General features: G+C 34.7%; 17 protein-coding genes. 4 read left to right on the plus strand and 13 right to left on the minus strand.

The window, feature by feature from the left end:
* Positions 1-298: 298 nt before the first annotated feature.
* The 5 genes from BCELL_RS16015 to BCELL_RS16035 all read right to left on the minus strand — a co-directional run bounded on the left by BCELL_RS16015 (position 299) and on the right by BCELL_RS16035 (position 4,699).
* Positions 299-1,486, minus strand: a complete 1,188-nt coding sequence (locus BCELL_RS16015; protein ID WP_013489818.1) for an acetate kinase — start codon at positions 1,484-1,486, stop codon at positions 299-301.
* Positions 1,487-1,738: 252 nt separating this feature from the next.
* The gene (locus tag BCELL_RS16020) at positions 1,739-2,728 is read right to left on the minus strand and encodes a class I SAM-dependent methyltransferase (protein WP_013489819.1); all 990 of its coding nucleotides are present in this window, start codon (positions 2,726-2,728) and stop codon (positions 1,739-1,741) included.
* Positions 2,729-2,888: 160 nt separating this feature from the next.
* Entirely contained in the window at positions 2,889-3,389 is a 501-nt protein-coding gene (tpx, locus tag BCELL_RS16025) for a thiol peroxidase (protein ID WP_013489820.1), read from the minus strand.
* Between the two features lie 172 nt (positions 3,390-3,561).
* On the minus strand, positions 3,562-4,026 hold the full coding sequence (gene ytfJ, locus BCELL_RS16030) for a GerW family sporulation protein (RefSeq protein ID WP_013489822.1): 465 nt from the start codon (positions 4,024-4,026) through the stop codon (positions 3,562-3,564).
* On the minus strand, positions 4,019-4,699 hold the full coding sequence (locus BCELL_RS16035; RefSeq protein ID WP_013489823.1) for a DUF2953 domain-containing protein: 681 nt from the start codon (positions 4,697-4,699) through the stop codon (positions 4,019-4,021). Before BCELL_RS16035 ends, ytfJ begins: the two co-directional genes overlap by 8 nt.
* Positions 4,700-4,897: 198 nt before the next feature.
* Between BCELL_RS16035 and BCELL_RS16040 the strand changes: the two genes are divergently transcribed.
* Positions 4,898-5,695 carry an NAD kinase gene (locus tag BCELL_RS16040; RefSeq protein ID WP_013489824.1) on the plus strand — a complete coding sequence of 266 codons (798 nt, stop codon included), beginning with the start codon at positions 4,898-4,900 and terminating at the stop codon, positions 5,693-5,695.
* Positions 5,696-6,034: 339 nt separating this feature from the next.
* Here the strand turns inward: BCELL_RS16040 and BCELL_RS16045 are convergent, their stop codons facing one another.
* The 4 genes from BCELL_RS16045 to BCELL_RS16060 all read right to left on the minus strand — a co-directional run bounded on the left by BCELL_RS16045 (position 6,035) and on the right by BCELL_RS16060 (position 10,373).
* Positions 6,035-7,621, minus strand: coding sequence for an amidohydrolase (locus tag BCELL_RS16045; RefSeq protein WP_013489825.1), 1,587 nt, complete (start codon positions 7,619-7,621; stop codon positions 6,035-6,037).
* 111 nt (positions 7,622-7,732) lie between these two features.
* Entirely contained in the window at positions 7,733-7,936 is a 204-nt protein-coding gene (locus BCELL_RS16050; RefSeq protein ID WP_013489826.1) for an alpha/beta-type small acid-soluble spore protein, read from the minus strand.
* An 89-nt stretch (positions 7,937-8,025) separates the two neighbouring features.
* Positions 8,026-9,234: a tRNA uracil 4-sulfurtransferase ThiI gene (thiI, locus tag BCELL_RS16055; RefSeq protein ID WP_013489827.1), complete on the minus strand. Its 1,209-nt coding sequence runs from the start codon at positions 9,232-9,234 to the stop codon at positions 8,026-8,028.
* Complete coding sequence (locus BCELL_RS16060) at positions 9,234-10,373, minus strand: cysteine desulfurase family protein (protein ID WP_013489828.1); 1,140 nt, start codon at positions 10,371-10,373, stop codon at positions 9,234-9,236. The genes thiI and BCELL_RS16060 overlap by 1 nt, the downstream gene beginning before the upstream one ends.
* A 187-nt stretch (positions 10,374-10,560) precedes the next feature.
* On the opposite strand from BCELL_RS16060, the gene brnQ reads away from it, so the two are divergent.
* Complete coding sequence (gene brnQ / locus BCELL_RS16065; RefSeq protein WP_013489829.1) at positions 10,561-11,862, plus strand: branched-chain amino acid transport system II carrier protein; 1,302 nt, start codon at positions 10,561-10,563, stop codon at positions 11,860-11,862.
* 203 nt (positions 11,863-12,065) lie between these two features.
* Here the strand turns inward: brnQ and BCELL_RS16070 are convergent, their stop codons facing one another.
* Both BCELL_RS16070 and BCELL_RS16075 read right to left on the minus strand, forming a co-directional pair.
* Positions 12,066-12,416 carry a hypothetical protein gene (locus tag BCELL_RS16070; protein ID WP_013489830.1) on the minus strand — a complete coding sequence of 117 codons (351 nt, stop codon included), beginning with the start codon at positions 12,414-12,416 and terminating at the stop codon, positions 12,066-12,068.
* A 23-nt stretch (positions 12,417-12,439) separates the two neighbouring features.
* On the minus strand, positions 12,440-14,137 hold the full coding sequence (locus BCELL_RS16075) for a septation ring formation regulator EzrA (RefSeq protein ID WP_013489831.1): 1,698 nt from the start codon (positions 14,135-14,137) through the stop codon (positions 12,440-12,442).
* Positions 14,138-14,378: 241 nt separating this feature from the next.
* Between BCELL_RS16075 and hisJ the strand changes: the two genes are divergently transcribed.
* Positions 14,379-15,191: a histidinol-phosphatase HisJ gene (hisJ, locus tag BCELL_RS16080; protein WP_013489832.1), complete on the plus strand. Its 813-nt coding sequence runs from the start codon at positions 14,379-14,381 to the stop codon at positions 15,189-15,191.
* 51 nt (positions 15,192-15,242) lie between these two features.
* Here the strand turns inward: hisJ and refZ are convergent, their stop codons facing one another.
* Complete coding sequence (refZ, locus tag BCELL_RS16085) at positions 15,243-15,869, minus strand: forespore capture DNA-binding protein RefZ (protein ID WP_013489833.1); 627 nt, start codon at positions 15,867-15,869, stop codon at positions 15,243-15,245.
* Positions 15,870-16,005: 136 nt separating this feature from the next.
* Between refZ and BCELL_RS16090 the strand changes: the two genes are divergently transcribed.
* A complete protein-coding gene (locus BCELL_RS16090) occupies positions 16,006-16,485 on the plus strand; it encodes a GAF domain-containing protein (protein WP_013489834.1) in 480 nt (159 codons plus the stop codon).
* A 174-nt stretch (positions 16,486-16,659) separates the two neighbouring features.
* Here BCELL_RS16090 and BCELL_RS21745 read toward each other — a convergent pair whose 3' ends face one another.
* A complete protein-coding gene (locus tag BCELL_RS21745; protein ID WP_013489835.1) occupies positions 16,660-18,939 on the minus strand; it encodes a sensor domain-containing diguanylate cyclase in 2,280 nt (759 codons plus the stop codon).
* Positions 18,940-19,008 lie beyond the last annotated feature (69 nt).

Below are 19,008 nucleotides of genomic sequence, written 5' to 3' on the forward strand. Positions count from 1 at the left end.
TAGTTTATTAAGTATTCATCACAGCTTAGATATATCCGAATTTCCCCCTTAAAAATTTATAAGCCATAAAGTTAATTTTTAATCTTCATATAATAAAAAAGACTAAAAACGAGCTTTGTAAAGCTCGTTTTTAGTCTTTTCTTACAAGCAGTGGAATTTCGACGTAGCTCTTAAAGTACTAGTGACTGATCTTCTCGCTAGTACGCACGGCGAAAAAAATTCCACTACCAAATTTATACTTTCTTACTTTTAAAAAAGGTATCCGATAAGAATCTTATCGAATACCTTGGAGTGCTATTTATTGAGCCAAACGTACTGTATCTCTCGCTAACATCACTTCTTCATTTGTTGGTATTACAATTACCTTAACAGGAGAGTGTGGATAGTTTAAGAATGATTCTTCTCCACGAACCTTGTTTAACGTAGGATCCCAATAAACACCCATAAATTCTAAACCTTTTAATACTTTTGCACGAATCGTTTCACTATTTTCACCGATACCTGCAGTAAAAATAACAGCATCTAGTCCATGCATTCTCGCTGCATACGAACCAATATATTTATGAATTCTCGAAGTGAAAACTTCAAGCGCTAACCTTGCTCTTTCATTACCTTCATTTGATTGAATTTCAATATCCCTTAGGTCACTTGAGAATCCAGATAAAGCTAACATCCCACTTTTTTTATTTAAAACGGAAATTACCTCTTCTGCAGTCAAATCTGCTTTTTCCATAATATAAGGTATTAAAGCAGGGTCAATGTTACCAGAACGGGTACCCATTGTCACACCAGCTAGCGGTGTGAATCCCATTGACGTATCGATCGATTTACCACCATCGATGGCAGCAATACTCGCACCATTACCTAAATGACAAGAAATCAATCGTAAATGTTCTAAAGGTCGTCCGAGTAATTCAGCAGCACGTTCTGACACATATTTATGTGAAGTACCGTGGAAACCATATTTACGAATACCGTAATCCTCGTAATATTCATATGGCAAGCTATATAAATAAGATTCTTTTGGCATTGTTTGATGGAAAGCAGTATCAAAAACCGCAACTGCTGGGACATTAGGCAATACCTCTCTAAAAGCTTTAATACCAACTAAGTTCGCTGGATTGTGTAGAGGCGCTAATTCAGATACTTCCTCGATACCTTTTATTACTTCATCGGAAATTAAAACAGAATCATTAAACTTTTCTCCACCATGTACAACACGATGACCTATGCCGTCAATGTCATTTAAGTTTTCAATGATCCCATACGTCGTCAATTTATCTAAAAGAATTTTAACAGCTTTTGAGTGATCTTCAATCTCTGTAACATCTTTTTTCTTTTCCCCATTAACTTCAATCGTAAAAATTGAATCATCTAAGCCTATTCTCTCAACAATACCTTTTGTCACTACAGCCTCGCTAGGCATGTCCAAAAGCTGAAATTTTAATGATGAGCTTCCAGCATTTATTGCCATAATTTTTGACATTCTTATACCGCTCCTTCTGTCCTTCAAGTATTTCTTTTTTAAAACTGTTATATAATTTTCCCTACATTATTAAACCATGGTATATAAGGAATTGCAATACATGTTTCACTTTTTCAGTGTAAGATACTATAACACAGAAAAATGTAAACGCTTTGCCTTTTCCAACAAAAAGCTTGCTATATTAATACTTCTTCTTAAAAACATGTTTTCCCACTTCAACACATAAAAAATAATGACATTTATGTGAACTTATCACAAGTAGCTATCAAACCATTTGGAAATTCGATTCATCATATCTGTTAATGCACTATTATTTGAAAAAGACGGTAGTTCCACTAATAGCGCCTCTTTAGGTATCTTAATGCCTTGCTTCTTCTTTCTTAAGATTAGGATACTTTTTCCCCATTGACCATTTTTAAACATTGATTTAGGAAGCTGTAGAAAAGAATAAATGACTCCTTCTTTTTTGATAAAATCATGGAGTTTTTTTGCTTCCTGAGATTCAAATAAGAAGTTAGGCACTAAAAATACAAGAAATCCTCCTTCTTTTACATGAGAAAAACCTTGTTCAATAATTAAATGATGGACAAAGGAATGCCCTTCATCAGATTTCAGCACAAAATCTTTCGCTATATCATCGTTTGGATAGAATCCAATAGGCAAATCCGAAGCAATGATATCAACGTTTTTTACTGTTGGTGTCGCTACACTATCTTGATGAAATAAATCCACGGAATGCTTTTGTAAATTTGCATTAGTATATGCTATTTTCAGCAAAGTTTCATCAACTTCAACACCGATGCCGTGACTTTTTTCTGTTTGATTCATAATAGCCGTTAACAAATTTCCAGAGCCAACAGCTTGATCTAAAATGATAGCTGTTTCTCCTTTCTTATCGTACCCTAAAATTTTATTTACTAAATATCCAATAAAAAGGCTAACAGCATCTGGTGTCATTGCGTGATGTGGCTGAGTAGCTTCCTTCATCCCTTTAAGTACAGCTAACTGTATAGCTCTTCTATATTCTTCATTTGTAATTGCTTCATAGTCAGTAATTTTTTTCAATTCATCTAAAACTAACTGTTTACTTTCCTCTTTTATATTATGTGTTACTTCTTGATGAAAAATGACTTCACCCATTTCAGATATTGCTTCTATGTATGGAATATTTAATGCATCTTGTAAAATTTGAGAACCATTATCTAATACGGTATATAATTCCTCAACGATAGTTGTTGTCACTTTCTCCACTCCCTTTTATATCTATCTAAATATTTAGTTTAATGAATTTTCATAAGATTTAAACGTATAAGTAGGAAAATTGGCTAAATATCCTCATTACAAGAAAAGAGGATATCTCAAAAGGGTATTATCCTTTTGGACATCCTCACTTCTTTTTTAATTATTGTGCTGTTTTAGCTGCATCTAGAGCAGCTTCATAGTTAGGATGATCCGTTACTTCAGGTACATATTCAACATGTACAACCTTATTAGAAGAATCAACTACAAAAATAGATCTAGCTAATAGTCGTAACTCTTCTATTACAACACCATAATTTGTTCCGAAAGACAAATCTCTATGATCTGACAATGTATGTACATTTTCAATCCCTTCTGCAGCACACCAACGCTTTTGAGCAAAAGGTAAATCAACACTAATAGTTAATACTTCCACCCCACCAAGCTTACTCGCTTCTTCATTAAAACGTTTCGTTTGCTGTTCACAAACACCAGTATCAATAGAAGGTACTACACTAATTAATTTCACTTTGTCAGCATAAGTGTCTAAAGATACCTCAGATAAATCATTTGCTAACACTTTAAAATTAGGAGCTTTTTCACCGACTTTCACTTCTGTGCCATTTAAAGTAACAGCATTTCCTTTAAAAGTTACATTTGCCATGCTCAATTCTCCTCCTTATACGCTCTATTTGTTTTCATACATAAAATAACATATAAACCATCGTGATGATAGTGATATGCATTAATATAGTAGTAATGATCTAACTTTACACCTGAAAAGAGGATGCTCCATATAGGATCACATCCTGTAGGAACATCCTCAAGCCACATTATTAGTCATTATCCACATTTATATTGATATCTTGTGCATCTTGTCCTGTTGATCCTTGTGACTGACCACTACTCTGATTAGATTGAATCATTTGTTGAATTTTATCAACAACTTGAGGTGCAAAATCGAGTAGTTTTTCATATAAATGTGTATTTTGGTCTAAGTGAACCATATTTACTCCCTGTCCATTTACTACTAAGAAGGCAATTGGAGTAATGGAAACACCACCACCACTACCACCACCAAATGGATGCTTTTTCTCAGTTTCAGTAGGAGTTTTAGGGGAACCTTCTAAAACAAACTCACTACCTCCAGCTGCAAAACCAAAGCCAACCTTTGATATTGGTAAAATAACACTTCCGTCTGGAGTTTCCACAGGATCTCCAACAATTGTGTTGACGTCAACCATCTCTTTTAAGTTTTCCATTGCCGTTTTCATTAGTCCTTGAATTGGATGATCAGACATTTATATCCCTCCCTGATGTTTGTTCTGTGCTTTTCTTGAACAATGTTCTACCTTTTTTCCAGTGTCGTAGAACCTTCAATCCTGCAAGGATAGCATGTCCTATTCTAAAAGAAACAATGCATGAAAAAGAGGTTTTTAATACCATTTGTTGAAATTGTGGTTGAATTAATATGTTTGGTCTCACTTTTAGCTTCATGTAATTACTCACAATTCCTATGACATTCCCTTTAATTCCCCATAATATTCCAGAGGAAGATCCTGTTAACGCGGCGTCCCCTGTACCGATATGTGTTTCCCAATTTAATTTTTCTAAAGACATTTTTTTCAAAAATTTTCTTACAATCGTATGAAAGCCAACGACGTGCTTTAGTAAACGCTCAAAATGAATGATATCATCAATAAATTCATTCACCGTAAATTTCTTTTTTTTCTTTTTCTCTCCTAAAGCACTTTTTGATTTTTCTTCAAAAACTAACGAAGCACTCTCATCATCAATTGCTAATAACGGAAAATTCATTTCATACTTTATAAGTCCAAAAAATGTTTTTAGCTGGAGGGTTAGTTCATCATCCTTACCATTATGTATGTAGTTCATCGTCACTCTCATTTTTAAAAACGGAATTAATAATAATAGAAAAAACAGTATCCCAATAATCCATAAAAATATATTCATATATCGACCCTCCTATCACTTCCAAGTATCACCTACATTTGCAAAAATAAACGTAATTGTGATTAATTCCTTTTAGTTTGTTTGAAGCTATTGTAATAATTAAAGAAGGAATTCTTTGAAAAAAATAGAATTGTTTTTATGAAATAGTTTAAATTAGAATTAGTATGTTTTTTACCAAAATAGGAAGGAAGATGCAGCATGTCTGACCGTAACAATGTATTTTTATATTACACTCCTACAGATGAAGTAGAAGTTAAATTAGAAAAACTTAAGGAGCTTGGTAGAGAGCATGGCTTAACATTAGTGGATGATGCTAGTAAGGCCAATATAATCGCTAGTATTGGTGGTGATGGTGCTTTTCTACAAGCAATTAGAAAAACTGGCTTTAGGGAAGATTGTCTATATGTTGGTATTAATGATGGACGTTTAGGCTTTTATACAGATTTTAACCTTGATGATTTAGATGGCATAAAGGCTGGACTTCAAAGTGACATGGTTGAAGTACTTCGGTATCCAATACTCGATGTTACCGTAGATGGAAACGAAAATTTTCATTGTATTAATGAGTGTTCTATAAGATCTAATATTATTAAAACTTTCGCAATCGATGTGTATATTGACAATATATATTTTGAAACATTCCGGGGCGATGGTATGGTCGTGTCAACACCAACAGGCAGTACAGCATATAATAAGTCTTTAAGAGGCGCAATTGTCGATCCTAGATTAGCAAGCATGCAGCTTACAGAAATCGCTTCATTAAACAATAATGAATATCGTACATTAGGGTCACCTCTACTCTTAAATAAAGACAGAGAACTAGTATTAAAGATTGTACAAGACGGGAATGATCATCCAATTATAGGAGCAGATAATGAAGCTTTAAGTATTCGTCATTCTCACGAGGTAAAAATTAAAGTGTCCGATAAAATGATTAAAACAATAAAATTAAAGGACAACTCCTTTGTTCACAAAGTAAAACGTAGCTTTTTGTAAGATAAATAAAACATAATAGAAAAAGAGACTACCCTATTAGGGTGTCTTTTTTTGTTTTTTACTTTGTTTCCGTAGGAAAGTCGAGGTTTGCAATATACATAAATAAGTGGTTTTCTTTTCAACTTAAGGATGTTGTCGTGCCATTTTACTTACAAACGGCTTTTTCTTGACTTAAGGAGAGTTGATTCGTTCCTATCTTACCTTCAATGCTTTTTTTATTTGCTCAAGGTAAGATGGCAGTCTCCCATCTTACCTTCACACATTTTTTTCTCGCGAAAGGCCAGTTAGCGCCATCCAGCCGTCTTACCCTCAGCTAAAATATAGCTAACCGCCCACATCCTATTTTTCATACATTATCGTATTATCAACTACTGTTTTATCTACCTCTACCTGCAACCATTCATCCGGTTCAAGGTCAAAGAGATCTTTATTTAAAATCGTAAAATCTGCTAGGAACCCTTTCTTAATTAATCCTCGTTCATCCTCTTTACTTATTGCTTCTGCACTTCCTACGGTAAAGAGACGTAGCGCTTCAAACAGACTTAGTTTTTCAGCTCGTCCATAGCCATCATGGTTTTCATCTGGCTTCCTTCTAGTTACAGCTGCATGAATACCTAGCAATGGATCAACTGGCTCTATCGGGGCATCTGATCCTCCTGCACATTTTAGACCTGAGCTTAGTAGACGCTTCCAAGCGAATGAATACGGTAACCTGCTTTCCCCCAATCTATCTTCTACCCAAGGAAAATCAGAGGCGACGAATCTCGGCTGAATATCTAAAACAACGTCCAATTTTGTTAACCGTTGAATTAAGTCTTCACGCGTAACTTGCAAGTGAATAAGTCGATCTCTTTTGCCCTTTTCTACTGGATATTTTTCAATTGCATCTAGCGCGTATTCCAGAGCTAAGTCACCTATTACATGAATCGCGACAGGCATATTGAGATGTCTAGCATTCTTGACGATTTCTGCTAACATTTCAGGTGTATAAATAGCGACGCCGTTTGTTGATGGATCATCACTGTATGGTTCACTTAACAGTGCAGTTCTACCACCAAGCGCACCATCTGCAAATACTTTTACAGAACCTAGCTCGATAAATGGAAGAGATTTACCTTTAGCGTAATCTAATATCTCTGAAGCAACCTCATGGTGAATGAGTAAATTGGCTCGGAACTTTTTATTTTTTCCATCAATAATTTGTTCAAAAGTTTGTAGTGTCTTAATTGGATCACCGTAATAATTTAAATCCTCTGTATGACCACCTACAAAACCTTTTGCGTACAAATCATCTAATGACGTCTGAAGGGCTTTTTTAACGTAAGCGAAATCTTGCTTCGGTAACATTTCTTTTAAGTATTCTTGTGCTTGGTCTAATAAGTAACCAGTAGGATTTCCAAGGCTGTCTTTTACTACTACTCCCCCTGGAGGATCGGGAGTTGAAGCGGTTATGTTTGCAATGTTTAACCCTAATGTATTCGTGACAACAGCATGTCTACAAACTCTCGTTAATATAACCGGGTGTTTTGTTGTAACCTCATCTAAAATAAATCTATCTGGTATTTTCTGATCATCATATAAGTTTTCGTTAAATCCTTCACCATAAACCCAACTATTTTCCGGTAAATGATTAACAGCCTTTTTTAATGTTTTTTTCAACTCTTCGATGCTTGTAATACTCGATAAGTCCAATCGAATAATCTTCTCTCCGTGACCAATCATATGTAAATGACTATCTACAAAGCCAGGGTACATGACACTATTATTTAAATCATTGTATTTTGTAATTCTACCTTTGTATTTTTCTATAAGCTCCTCTTTTTGCCCAACATCAATAATTCGCCCATCCTCCACAAAAATTGCTTCTTGGACGTCATTTTCACTTATTAATGTTCTAATTTTTCCACCGAACCATAAAGTACCCAAAAACACTCCTCCTTTAATTAACACTGCCAAGATTATCATACAAATATTAGTTTAAAAAATCAAAAGGAGTACCTCGAAGTGAGGTACCCCTTTCATCCAAATATTTAATTATTATTGTTGTGTTCCACCGATTTGTTGCTCAGCCATTGATACTAAACGCTTCGTGATTTCTCCACCTACAGATCCGTTAGCGCGAGAAGTCGCATCAGCGCCTAGCTGAACACCAAATTCTTGTGCGATCTCATATTTCATTTGATCCAACGCTTGTTGGACACCAGGGACTAATAATTGGTTAGAACTATTGTTGTTCGCCATGTTTTTCACCTCCCTTGTACACATATATTGTGTACTTGAAGGCGAAAACATGTAAAAAAATTTTTGCTTATTTCTACCAATTTTAATACTTAGAAAAGGTCTTTAAACTCTTCATCTATATTTGTTTTTTCTGAAATTTTTACAGTTTCCATACGCTCTATTGCATCTTGAACGTAAAAATCAACATCCATTTCTTGTTCAAATTTAATTGTTTTCTCCTTATTCGGCTTTGTTTTGGATTGAGGCGGTAAAAAGATTGTACAGCAATCCTCAAATGGTAGTATTGATAATTCGTATGTTCCTATTTTTTTTGCTATTTCAATCACTTCTAATTTATCCATTGTTACTAAAGGGCGCAGTACTGGTAAATTGGTAACATCATTTATCGTATGCATACTATCTAATGTTTGACTCGCAACTTGTCCGAGGCTTTCCCCATTCACTATTGCTAAAGCATGCTTCTTTTTAGCAACTCCCTCTGCTATTCGTAGCATAAATCGGCGCATCACTGTCATTTCATAGCTGTCAGGTATTTGTTGGTGAATCGCTTTTTGAGCTTCAGTAAAAGGGATAATATGGAGCTTTATGTGACCTCCAAAACGAGTCAAAACTCTCGTTAAATCCTCTACCTTTTGTCTTGCACGGTCATTTGTAAATGGTGGGCTATGGAAATGAATTGCTTCAAGCTCTACGCCTCTTTTTAACGCTAAATACCCTGCAACCGGGCTATCTATTCCACCTGATAACATGAGAAGCACTTTTCCAGCTGTATGAATAGGTAGTCCACCTGCTCCAAGATATGATTTACATGTAATGTACGTTGCTTCTTCACGAATTTCTACTTTCACCTCTACATCAGGATGATGAACATCGACAGTTAAATGATCTGTGTTTCTCAAAATGTGTGAACCTATATCGTAATTTAACTGTTGAGAGCGATGTGGGTAATTCTTGTTAATTCTTTTAACAGACACTTTAAAAGTACCTTTTTCATTTGGAAGTGCATCCTTTACTGCCCATAGCGCTGCATCGTTGATCTTATCTTGATCTAATTCAATCTTTAATGCTGGACTAAAGGAATGGATGCCAAACACATCTTTAAGCCGATCCGTAACAAGTGCTTCTTCTTCTCCATTTAATTCTACAAACATACGACCGAACGTTCTTTTCACCTTTGCTTCGGAAAATTGAATTAAAGCCCTTTGTACATTATGCATTAATTTCCGCTCAAACTCTTTTCTATTTTTCCCTTTGAGTGCTAACTCGGCGTACCTAATTAAAATATGATTATATTCCATTATTTTTCTACCACCTTTTTCAATAACTCCACAACAGTTTTAAACTGACGTAAAAATTCGTTTGCTTCTTCTTTTGTATTATCATAAGAAAGCGATAACCTAATTGCACTAGATGCTCTATCTTCATCATACCCCATTGCTAACAAAACCTTACTTGGCTCCGATAGTTTAGAGGAACAAGCAGATTTAGTAGAAACATAAATATTTTTTTCTGCTAATGCTTGAACTAAGACTTCAGGTTTCACACCTGGAATTGATATATTTAGTAAGTGTGGGGCGCGTTCCTTAGGAGAATTAATAACAACCCCATTTATTTGTGCGCACTGTTTTTCTAGATACCCGTTTATTTGCCGCATATCGTCTAACTTATTTTTATTATCAAGAGAAAGTCTTAGTGCCTTTACCATAGCGACTGCTCCTGGTACATTTTCTGTTCCTGCTCTTATTTTCCGCTCTTGGCTTCCTCCATTTAAAAGTGGGTGTAGGCGAATACCTTCCCTTATAAATAGCGCACCATTTCCTTTTATTCCATGAAATTTATGAGCCGATATCGTACATAAGTCGATATAAGATTTATGAAAATTTAGAGGTACTTTTCCAATCCCTTGTACATGATCAACGTGGAATAAAACTTTCGGATATTCTTTTAACATCTTACCAATTGATTGTATCGGATTTATAGTACCTACTTCGTTATTAACATGAATAATGGAGACTAGTACAGTGTCTTCATTTATTGCTTCTTTCACCTGTTTTTCTGTTATTATTCCATCATTATTAGGCTCTAGGTAAGTAACCGAAAAACCCTCTTGTTCTAATTGGCGAAAAACTTCCAATACGGAAGCATGTTCCACGCTTGTAGTAATTAAATGATTCCCTCTACTTTGTAAACGATAAACAGCACCTTTGATCGCAAGGTTATTCCCTTCTGTACCACCAGAAGTAAAAATGATTTCCTGTGGTTTGATCTGCATTAAGTTTGCCATCATGTCACGCGCTTGATTAAGAAGCCTTTCTGATGCCTTACCTAAAGGATGTAAGGATGAGGGATTACCAAAAAACTCTGTTGATACTTTTGTATATGTTTCTATAACCTCAATATAAGGTTTAGTAGTAGCACTATTATCAAAATAAATCATGAGATGCCCCTTCTTTCATTCAATAAATACTGCAACAACTTATATTATCATAAAGAACTATCATATTCACGTAAATTTCACTGTTATTCAATGCCTTCTTATGTTACATTTTTTTAGTCGCTATTTTATTCTACATATTTTACTTGTATAAAAACATAATACTAATTGTAAGAGAAAGGAGGCAAACATGCGTAGCAACAGTTATTCAATCAAAGACACAATCATTATCGGCCTCATGTTGTTTGCTTTATTTTTAGGTGCAGGTAATTTAATATTCCCACCTGCATTAGGACAAGCAGCCGGAACAAACGTATCGTTTGCTATTATAGGATTTTTAATTACGGGAGTTGGCTTACCTATTTTAGCTATACTTGCCATCGCAAAGTCCGGAGGTGACTTGCAAAAAGTATCTAGCAATGTAGGAACGCTTTTTTCTATCTTTTTTCCTTTAGCTGTTTATTTAGCTATTGGTCCATTGTTTGGAATTCCAAGAACCGGCTCGGTCGCTTATGAGATAGGACTATTACCATATTTAGAAAGTACTAGTACATTTACATTATTTATTTTTACATTCGCTTTCTTTGGAGTCAGTTTTTGGCTAAGTCTAAATCCATCTAAACTCGTGAATCGGATTGGTAAACTTTTAACCCCGATTATTATTGGAATACTCTTGTTGTTAACGGTCGTTGGCATAATAAAACCAATGGGTTCACTGAATTTACCTTCTCCAGAATATGTACAGTACTCTTTTTTCAAAGGCTTCCAAGAAGGATATTTTACGATGGATGCAATAGCTTCGCTCGTTTTTGGTATTGTAGTAATAACAAGAATGAGGGAACGTGGAATACATACACTTGAAGATACAAAGAAAAAGGCGATACAAGTTGGGTTAATTGCCGGTTTAGGCTTGATATTCGTTTATTTATCTTTAGCATATCTCGGTGCAACGAGCATTGATAGTATTGGCTACCTAGATAACGGGGGTGCAATATTAGCTAATATATCAAATCATTTACTTGGATTTGCTGGGCTTATTCTTTTGTCGATAGTAATTACTATTGCATGTTTAACAACTTCTGTTGGTTTAATATCCGCTTTTGGTGAATTCATTCAACGCACTATACCTGCAATTCCTTATCCTGTTACTACAGGAACAATTGCACTCTTTAGCTTCGCAATGGCTAATATGGGGTTAAATCAGCTAATTCAGTTTTCATTACCTATGTTAATGATGCTATACCCAATTGCCATTGTGCTCATCATTTTAACATTATGCAAGGATCTTCTCCGTCTAAACAAAGGAAGCTTTCAAGGTGGGGTTATCGGGGCTGCGATAGTTAGTATACCTGATGGGTTAAGCCAAACTACAATATTTAGTGACGTCTTCTTACCGTTCATGCAATGGCTGCCTTTCGGACATCTAGGAATTGGTTGGATTATACCTGCGATTTTCGGAACATTGTTAGGCAAAGTTTTTACAAAGAAATAAATAACACATTATATCGACTCTCTTCTTCATCAAAAGAAGAGGTTGACTCAAAAGGAAGAATTTTCACCTTTTGAGTCAACCTCTAAGCATTGTGCGGAACCGTCGCAATCTCTTAAAGTCCACTATATGTCTTATAATGGGCGCGCGGCGAGTGGAGCCATTGCCGGTAATTTTAATACTTTTTAGCACAGCCTCTTTTTTATTTATTCACTAAGTACTAATTCAAGTAATTTATCAATGGAGATGATCCCATCTGGTGCTAAACTATCTAAATCACCTTCCAATATCCCCTTTTCTTGAAAATGCCCATATACATTACTAATATTTTCATGCTCTATAGTACTGTTTGTATCCTCTTTTACAGCTTCTTCAATTGTACTTTTTGTATCTTTCTTTTCAACTTCCTCTACAGTTACAAACGTTTGCTCCACTAATTGATCAGCTTCCAGTGTCTTTACTGATTCGGAATCAAAGAATATGAGTTGGAATGCATAAAACCATACAACTACACAAACAACACTCAAAGTAATCATCGCAATCCACTTCTTTTTCAACGTAATCCTCCTTTATCCAACTGTTATCGTGATGTTTCTAACATATGGTGACTGGATAACTTTTCCTTCACATCTGGATCAATTGGCTCTATTGCAGAAACAGCCCATTCAAATGCTTCGTTATATTGATAGTGACGGAAAAGATCTTCTGCTTGAAGGAGTTTTATATTTATCTCGTCAGAATGTCTACGGTATCTATTACCATATTGAATTGCACTTTCTGCTTGGCTCGCTTCTTTTATAGTTAATAATAGTTTATCAATACATCGATCGACATGCATTTCTGCATCTTCTACTTTCATCATCACTTCTTCAATTGCTAATGGTATTTCATTTAATTTATCCGAAGCAAAAAATAATGCTTTCTCTGCTTCATCAAGTTCATACAGTAACCCATCCGGTACACCTGGGATATTACTCTTTTTCAGCTTTTTCTTTCCATAGAGGAGCTTTTCTTTTAATTGATAAATGCGATTCTCAGCTGTTCTTTCTTCACTTCTTAATACACTTAGTCTTTCTTTTGCAGCTTCAATTTCATTTTCAAGCTGTTGCAGTTTTTCACTAAATTCTTTCATCATCGATCGTATCGCTGTGAATGATTGGTTGTTTTCTTTAACTGAATCTACAATAACGATCAATTGGTGTGAAATATCCTTTTTTTCTTTTTCTATCTTTAAACGATTTCGATCCTCATCTTCTGACAGTTTATAGCTAAGTTTTACTCTCTCTGTTTCCTCTAGTAACTGTTCAACTATATTGGGTAGCCTCATCACGCGCTCTTCAATAAATGGAAGCTCCTTATCGACAAGCTGCTTAGATAATGCCTCGTACTCTAACTTGTCGTATATTGTGTCTATCTCTTTTTGAATTTCATCTAATGGCTCGACAATTTCACCTATTTTTAAACCTTCTAGCAGAGGCAACAGAGCGACCAATCTGCGTTTCATATCATTTATTTGTAAATGGAATGAGAAATGCTCAAGATTGTAGCCATTCTCTTCCATTTCTTCAATCCCTGTCTCTAATTCCTCTAACTGTCTTGGCAGTTCTTTTTCTATGAGAACGAGGTATTGAGGCGCTTTAGTCATTACATCATTAAAGTAATCAAGCTCACTGCGAATCTCTATTAGTAAGTCTCTTGCCTGCAAATAATTTCCTTGCTCTGTAGATTCTTCAAAGCCTTGAAAAAGTAATTGAAGCTCTTTCATTGCTCGCTCCAATGTTAAACCCGTTCCTCCTAATGTGCCTTTTTGTGACCACAACTTCTTCTTTGTCTCTTGATAATAATCCTTGACTTCGTGGATATCTTGACGATTCTGCTCTTCGCTATGTACAAGGTGTTCCACCTCATCAAGCATTTCGCTAAGATGCTCTTTAATTTTATCAAGCTCTTTGTTTACAAACTTACTTATTCTTCTTGCTTTACCGAAACGATATTTATTTGCTGATTCTTCAATGTCAAAAAGTTTTTCCTCAATATCAGGTAGTTGAAGGGTTACTATTTCATCCCAGCCTTCCCGCCATTGTTCGAAACGTTCTTCTGTTTCTCCCAGCATTTTTAAACCTTTCAATTTGGACAATTCCTCTGTGACCGGTTCATTCATAAGTTGTATTTTTTTATTCTCTAGTTGATCTACTTCTTTATATATTCGTCTCCTAGACCATGCCCCATAACCAATGATAATCAGCACAAGGACAACTAATCCATAAACAATATACATATTGAGGCCACCCCTTCTTGTCCATTTTTCTTATGTGTCTTTATATAATCTATTTTTTCATAGTATACTAATATTGTTTACATCCATTTTTAATTATTTTAATAATGATTATTTTATATTTTACCATACAAAATGAGATAAATATTTACAAAATATATCTTTTTTTTATGTTTTTTTATATGATAGCATGTTATAAGAAAAAAAAATGGAGAAACTATACTGTTTGGAGTGGTGAATAGCGATGAAAGTATTAAAAGACGGGCATGTTCATAGCCCTTATTGTCCTCACGGAACAAAAGATACATTCGAACAATATATAGAAAAGGCAATAACGTTAAAATATGATGAAATATCATTTACTGAACATGCTCCACTCCCTAGTACTTTTAAAGATCCCGTTCCAAGTCAAGACAGCGCAATAAGTATAAATGATTTAGAACATTATATTACAAAAATAAAAAAACTCAAAAAAATATATGCCCAAGATATAAAGATTAATGTTGGCTTAGAAGTGGATTACATTGAAGGTTATGAGGAAGAAACAGCCACGTTTTTAAATGATTGGGGAACAGAGCTTGACGACTCTATTTTATCTACACACTTTATCCTATGTCCAAACAATGAATATATTTGTTTAGATTACTCTCCTAAATCAATGGAACAATTACTAAAAGAATATTCTTCTCTAGAGAGAGTCTATGAAAAATACTATGCAACATTACATAAGTCAATTAAGGCAGACTTAGGTTTTTTTAAGCCAAGGCGAATCGGCCATATGACGCTCATACGTAAGTTTCAGAAGCGTTTTCCTAGGAATTTTGATGACAATATTTTAATTGAAAGTACACTACTACTCATAAAAAAGCATGAATACTCCCTTGATATAAATGGGGCTGGTTTAACCAAGCCTCTGTGCCAAGAAATGTATCCTCCAATCCCGTGGGTTGAGCGTGCAGCACAATTAAATATACCACTCGTTTATGGATCAGATGCTCATAGCGCTAAGCAGTTGGGGCAAGGTATAGAGCAGCTTCAACGACACTTATTATTTTGATTGATTGTATTTACAAACGAAACACAACCACGGAGCATTTCGTCTAAGTTATCATACAGAAGTAATATCATCATTGAAATGAATAGCAACCCAGTTTGCTATTTCTGAAAAATATTGATCTAAAAAATGCCCCTCGTGTGGCATGAGGTGATAGACCTCTCGAATATACTGTGGGTGGAGAAATGGCATGATCAGCATTCCACGTAATTGCAATTCAAAGTATTCATTTGGAAGTTTATCCATTTCTCCATTTTCATAGCCTATTTGAACAAGAGTGTGATAAAGATGTTTTTCCTTCGCTAAATACGTAGTCATCAATTCCCGAACGAGCACAGTGTCTAACGTAATCTCTCTATGGACAAACCTCGCTAGTTGATGTTTATTTTGTTGATAGAGCATGACATCCCATATAGCTTTTAAAAGGCAATCGTATGCAGATTCCTCTTCATTTTCAGCTCTTTTTACTTGTATTTCAATTGCTTCAATATACCTTTCTAGGAAAGAAGTGATTAAATGTTCTAGTAAACCTTGCTTATTCCTAAAATAATATGATATAAGAGCAACGTTACAACCTGCATCATTTGCAATATCCCGCACTGAGGTCCCTGAAAATCCTTTCACGTTAAATAAATTAATTGCAGCTTTAATCACCTTTTCTTTTGAAGCTCTTTTTGTCAATTTCTTCACCTCCATGTACTATCTCTTATTATAAAATAATACGATGTAAATCGTTATTTTTCTATCATTCTAATAAAGTTGTGATATACTTTTCAAAAATAAATTGATTCATTTTTAATAGTAGGAGGTCATTTACATGTTTCAACAGCAACATTATGAAGGCACAATTTCAGAACAATATGACATGCTTAATAAACAATTAAATGCTCTTTTAGAAGGAGAAACAGATGTAACTGCAAACTTGAGTAATGCGTCCGCACTACTTAACCAGTTTCTAGTTGATATTAATTGGGTTGGTTTTTATGTGTGGAAGGAAGATCAGTTAGTATTAGGTCCATTCCAAGGATTACCAGCGTGTATTCGCATCCCTAATGGTAAAGGTGTTTGCGGTACTGCTGTAAAGGAGAAAAAAACGATGCGAATTGATGACGTCCACGAGTTTCCTGGGCATATCGCTTGTGATGCAGCATCGAATTCAGAAATCGTCATACCAATGATAAAAAATAATCAAATATTTGGTGTTTTGGACATCGATAGCCCATCAAAAAATAGATTTACTAAGGAAGACCAGGAAGGACTAGAACTATTTGTTCAAGCCTTGATGAAGCACTTGTAGAGAAATAAAGCTAGCTGTGAGGGGCGCTAAGCTAATAGGTGCTATATTCACAGTAAACCCGTCATAAGAAACTCAATTATAGTAGGGTAGTTCAGTGATACCGCCCGTTTCGCCCATTGCTTAAAAGTTGACTCAATAGGTAAATTAACCTTTTGAGTCAACGACAACAGCTCCTTAGCTTTCTACACGATTTCTACCAGCACTTTTGGCCTTATACAACGCTTTGTCGGCATCCTGAAATAGCCTTTTTAATGAACATTGATTATCGGTCTTACTCCAACTAGATACACCAGATGAAACAGTTACATGTGGAGATGAATGCTGCGCTACTTTTTTCCTAATTATTTCAGCAATGGCCATTGCCTCTACCTTGTCCTCCTCAGGTAAGTAAATCGCGATTTCTTCTCCCCCCCACCTTGCAGCAATGTCCTTGCTTTTAATAGTGCTGCTGATCATTTTCGCTACTTGAATAATTACTTCATCGCCAATTTGATGCCCATATTGATCATTTACTCGTTTAAAATGATCAATATCAAATAAAATAAAAGCACCAGATTCATACTTATCAAATGAAGAGATCACTTGTCTATCTAGATATTCTCGTGTATACAATTTCGTTAAATAGTCAGTTATCACTAACTTCTCTAGCTCTTCATGAAGAATCGAGTTTACAAAAGCCAATGTTGCATGTTGGACAAATGATTGAAAAAGCTTAAACGAATCAAAACTAAATGAATAAGCTGCTTTACCAAGTACAACCACCGCTCCGATTACTTCCCCATTATGACTCATCGGCACAACCATTAATGATTGATAATCACACAAAAACTGACTTCCGTTATTGTCTAAGTTTCCTTGAAATATAGCATCATGACTTTCTTCAATTTTATCTAAATAAGGTTTTAAATCAATCATTGATGCTTTTGTTAAAAAGTAATCACTGCTGCCTTCTAATGTTTCATATTTCCCATTATCCTTATCTTCAAATAGTAAAAAACCTACTTCTTCTGCAGCAAAATTTTGTTTTAGCTTTGTTACCATATATAAAGTTACTTCAGAAAGCTTAAGGTTTTCATTTAACTGTTGAGAAGTTTCATTTATAAACTTTAAGTTTGCTATATGCTGTTTCGACTGTTGGTATAACTCAGCATTTTCTAATGCATTTCCACCTGTATCTGCTAAAACTTGAATAAAATCAAGTTCATCTTCAAATGTATACTGCAACTCAGAGGTAGCCATTTTAAATACACCATATACTCCTTGTTTTCCTTTTAAAGGTACATACAGCGTCGTAATGATGCTCTTATCAACTTGAATTTCACCTGTTAAGTATGCTGTAGCTGCGTAATCTTTGTTTAGTAATTTATTATTAAATTCTAAAGGCTTTACTGGAAGATGTGACGACACATCCCAATCATGGGATAATAGTAAATCAATTTCATATTGGGGGTATGCTTCATAAAGTGCGCTTAGCACCTCTTCTAAAATGGCAGACACATCCATCGATGAATAAAAAGTACGGTTAACTTTTAATAACAAATCTTTTCTTGTTCTTTCAAAGAGAATTTGTTCATTTTCTACCAATTGGTGAAACCATGGCCCTAATGCTTCAATCATTCGTTCTAAACGAAACGTAATTTTGTTGGTTACACTATCAATTTTAGTTAAATACGAAACAAACCCAATTGTTTTATCTTGGTACAAAACAGGTATTAAAATATTATCCTGTTTATGAGTGAGACAGAATGTTGAAGCTTTCACCTTTTCATGATTAACAACAATTTCTTTGTCCCCTTTAAATTGCAGAGTATCTTCTTCTAATGTAAAGTCATTCTTACTATTTAATAAGTTTTCATTTGTAGCCTCCACAGGATAATAAATTCTTTTTTCTTTATCGAACAATGAGAAAAGTAACATATCATCTTGTTTACAAAACTCTTTAGCTACGGTTAAAAAGCTTCTAACGAATATTTTCATGTTCTTACTACCTTTAGTACTTTGAAGAACGCTAGCTACCTTCAAAAAAACAGAATCCACTTGACCTTCACTCACATCATTTCCCTCTTTCATTGTACTTTTTTCCCGTTTCATAAAAGAGTATATCGAAAGCTTTATATTCCCTAAAAATGATAACGCTTCCTTTTTATTTGTTATCAATCTTTCAAACAATAAACCGAGTGTACCATTAAAATGATGAGTGTCATTACTCATACATATTTCCGTCGTAATCAATTGAAATTGATCGTTCGAACAATGCGCTTCACCTGTTTTCATCGTCCTTAACACATCATTGAGTAAAGACTCCATAAAAGGTAGAGGGGATGATGGATACACAGAAACAATTTCACCACTTCTATCTATTAAAAATAAAATAGCGTTCTTGTAAAGTTTCTCACTTTCAAAAAAGGTTTGAAAAAAATGAGAAAAGTCACTATTATAAGTTATACTTTTCACTTGTACCCTCTCCTTTTTTAATACAAGCATCTCTTTAATTTGATTGGCTATGTAAAATTTGTTGTTGAT

The sequence above is a fragment of the Evansella cellulosilytica DSM 2522 genome (assembly GCF_000177235.2).
Lineage (GTDB): Bacteria > Bacillota > Bacilli > Bacillales > Salisediminibacteriaceae > Evansella > Evansella cellulosilytica.

What these genes read in the sequence shown, in the direction of transcription:
- ytfJ (WP_013489822.1), bottom strand. Translation starts at nt 4,026, where the DNA reads ATGTCTGATCATCCAATTCAAGGACTAATGAAAACGGCAATGGAAAAC.
- BCELL_RS16090 (WP_013489834.1), top strand. Translation starts at nt 16,006, where the DNA reads ATGTTTCAACAGCAACATTATGAAGGCACAATTTCAGAACAATATGAC.
- BCELL_RS16035 (WP_013489823.1), bottom strand. Translation starts at nt 4,699, where the DNA reads ATGAATATATTTTTATGGATTATTGGGATACTGTTTTTTCTATTATTA.
- BCELL_RS16060 (WP_013489828.1), bottom strand. Translation starts at nt 10,373, where the DNA reads ATGATTTATTTTGATAATAGTGCTACTACTAAACCTTATATTGAGGTT.
- thiI (WP_013489827.1), bottom strand. Translation starts at nt 9,234, where the DNA reads ATGGAATATAATCATATTTTAATTAGGTACGCCGAGTTAGCACTCAAA.
- brnQ (WP_013489829.1), top strand. Translation starts at nt 10,561, where the DNA reads ATGCGTAGCAACAGTTATTCAATCAAAGACACAATCATTATCGGCCTC.
- tpx (WP_013489820.1), bottom strand. Translation starts at nt 3,389, where the DNA reads ATGGCAAATGTAACTTTTAAAGGAAATGCTGTTACTTTAAATGGCACA.
- hisJ (WP_013489832.1), top strand. Translation starts at nt 14,379, where the DNA reads ATGAAAGTATTAAAAGACGGGCATGTTCATAGCCCTTATTGTCCTCAC.
- BCELL_RS16040 (WP_013489824.1), top strand. Translation starts at nt 4,898, where the DNA reads ATGTCTGACCGTAACAATGTATTTTTATATTACACTCCTACAGATGAA.
- BCELL_RS16075 (WP_013489831.1), bottom strand. Translation starts at nt 14,137, where the DNA reads ATGTATATTGTTTATGGATTAGTTGTCCTTGTGCTGATTATCATTGGT.
- BCELL_RS16015 (WP_013489818.1), bottom strand. Translation starts at nt 1,486, where the DNA reads ATGTCAAAAATTATGGCAATAAATGCTGGAAGCTCATCATTAAAATTT.
- BCELL_RS16050 (WP_013489826.1), bottom strand. Translation starts at nt 7,936, where the DNA reads ATGGCGAACAACAATAGTTCTAACCAATTATTAGTCCCTGGTGTCCAA.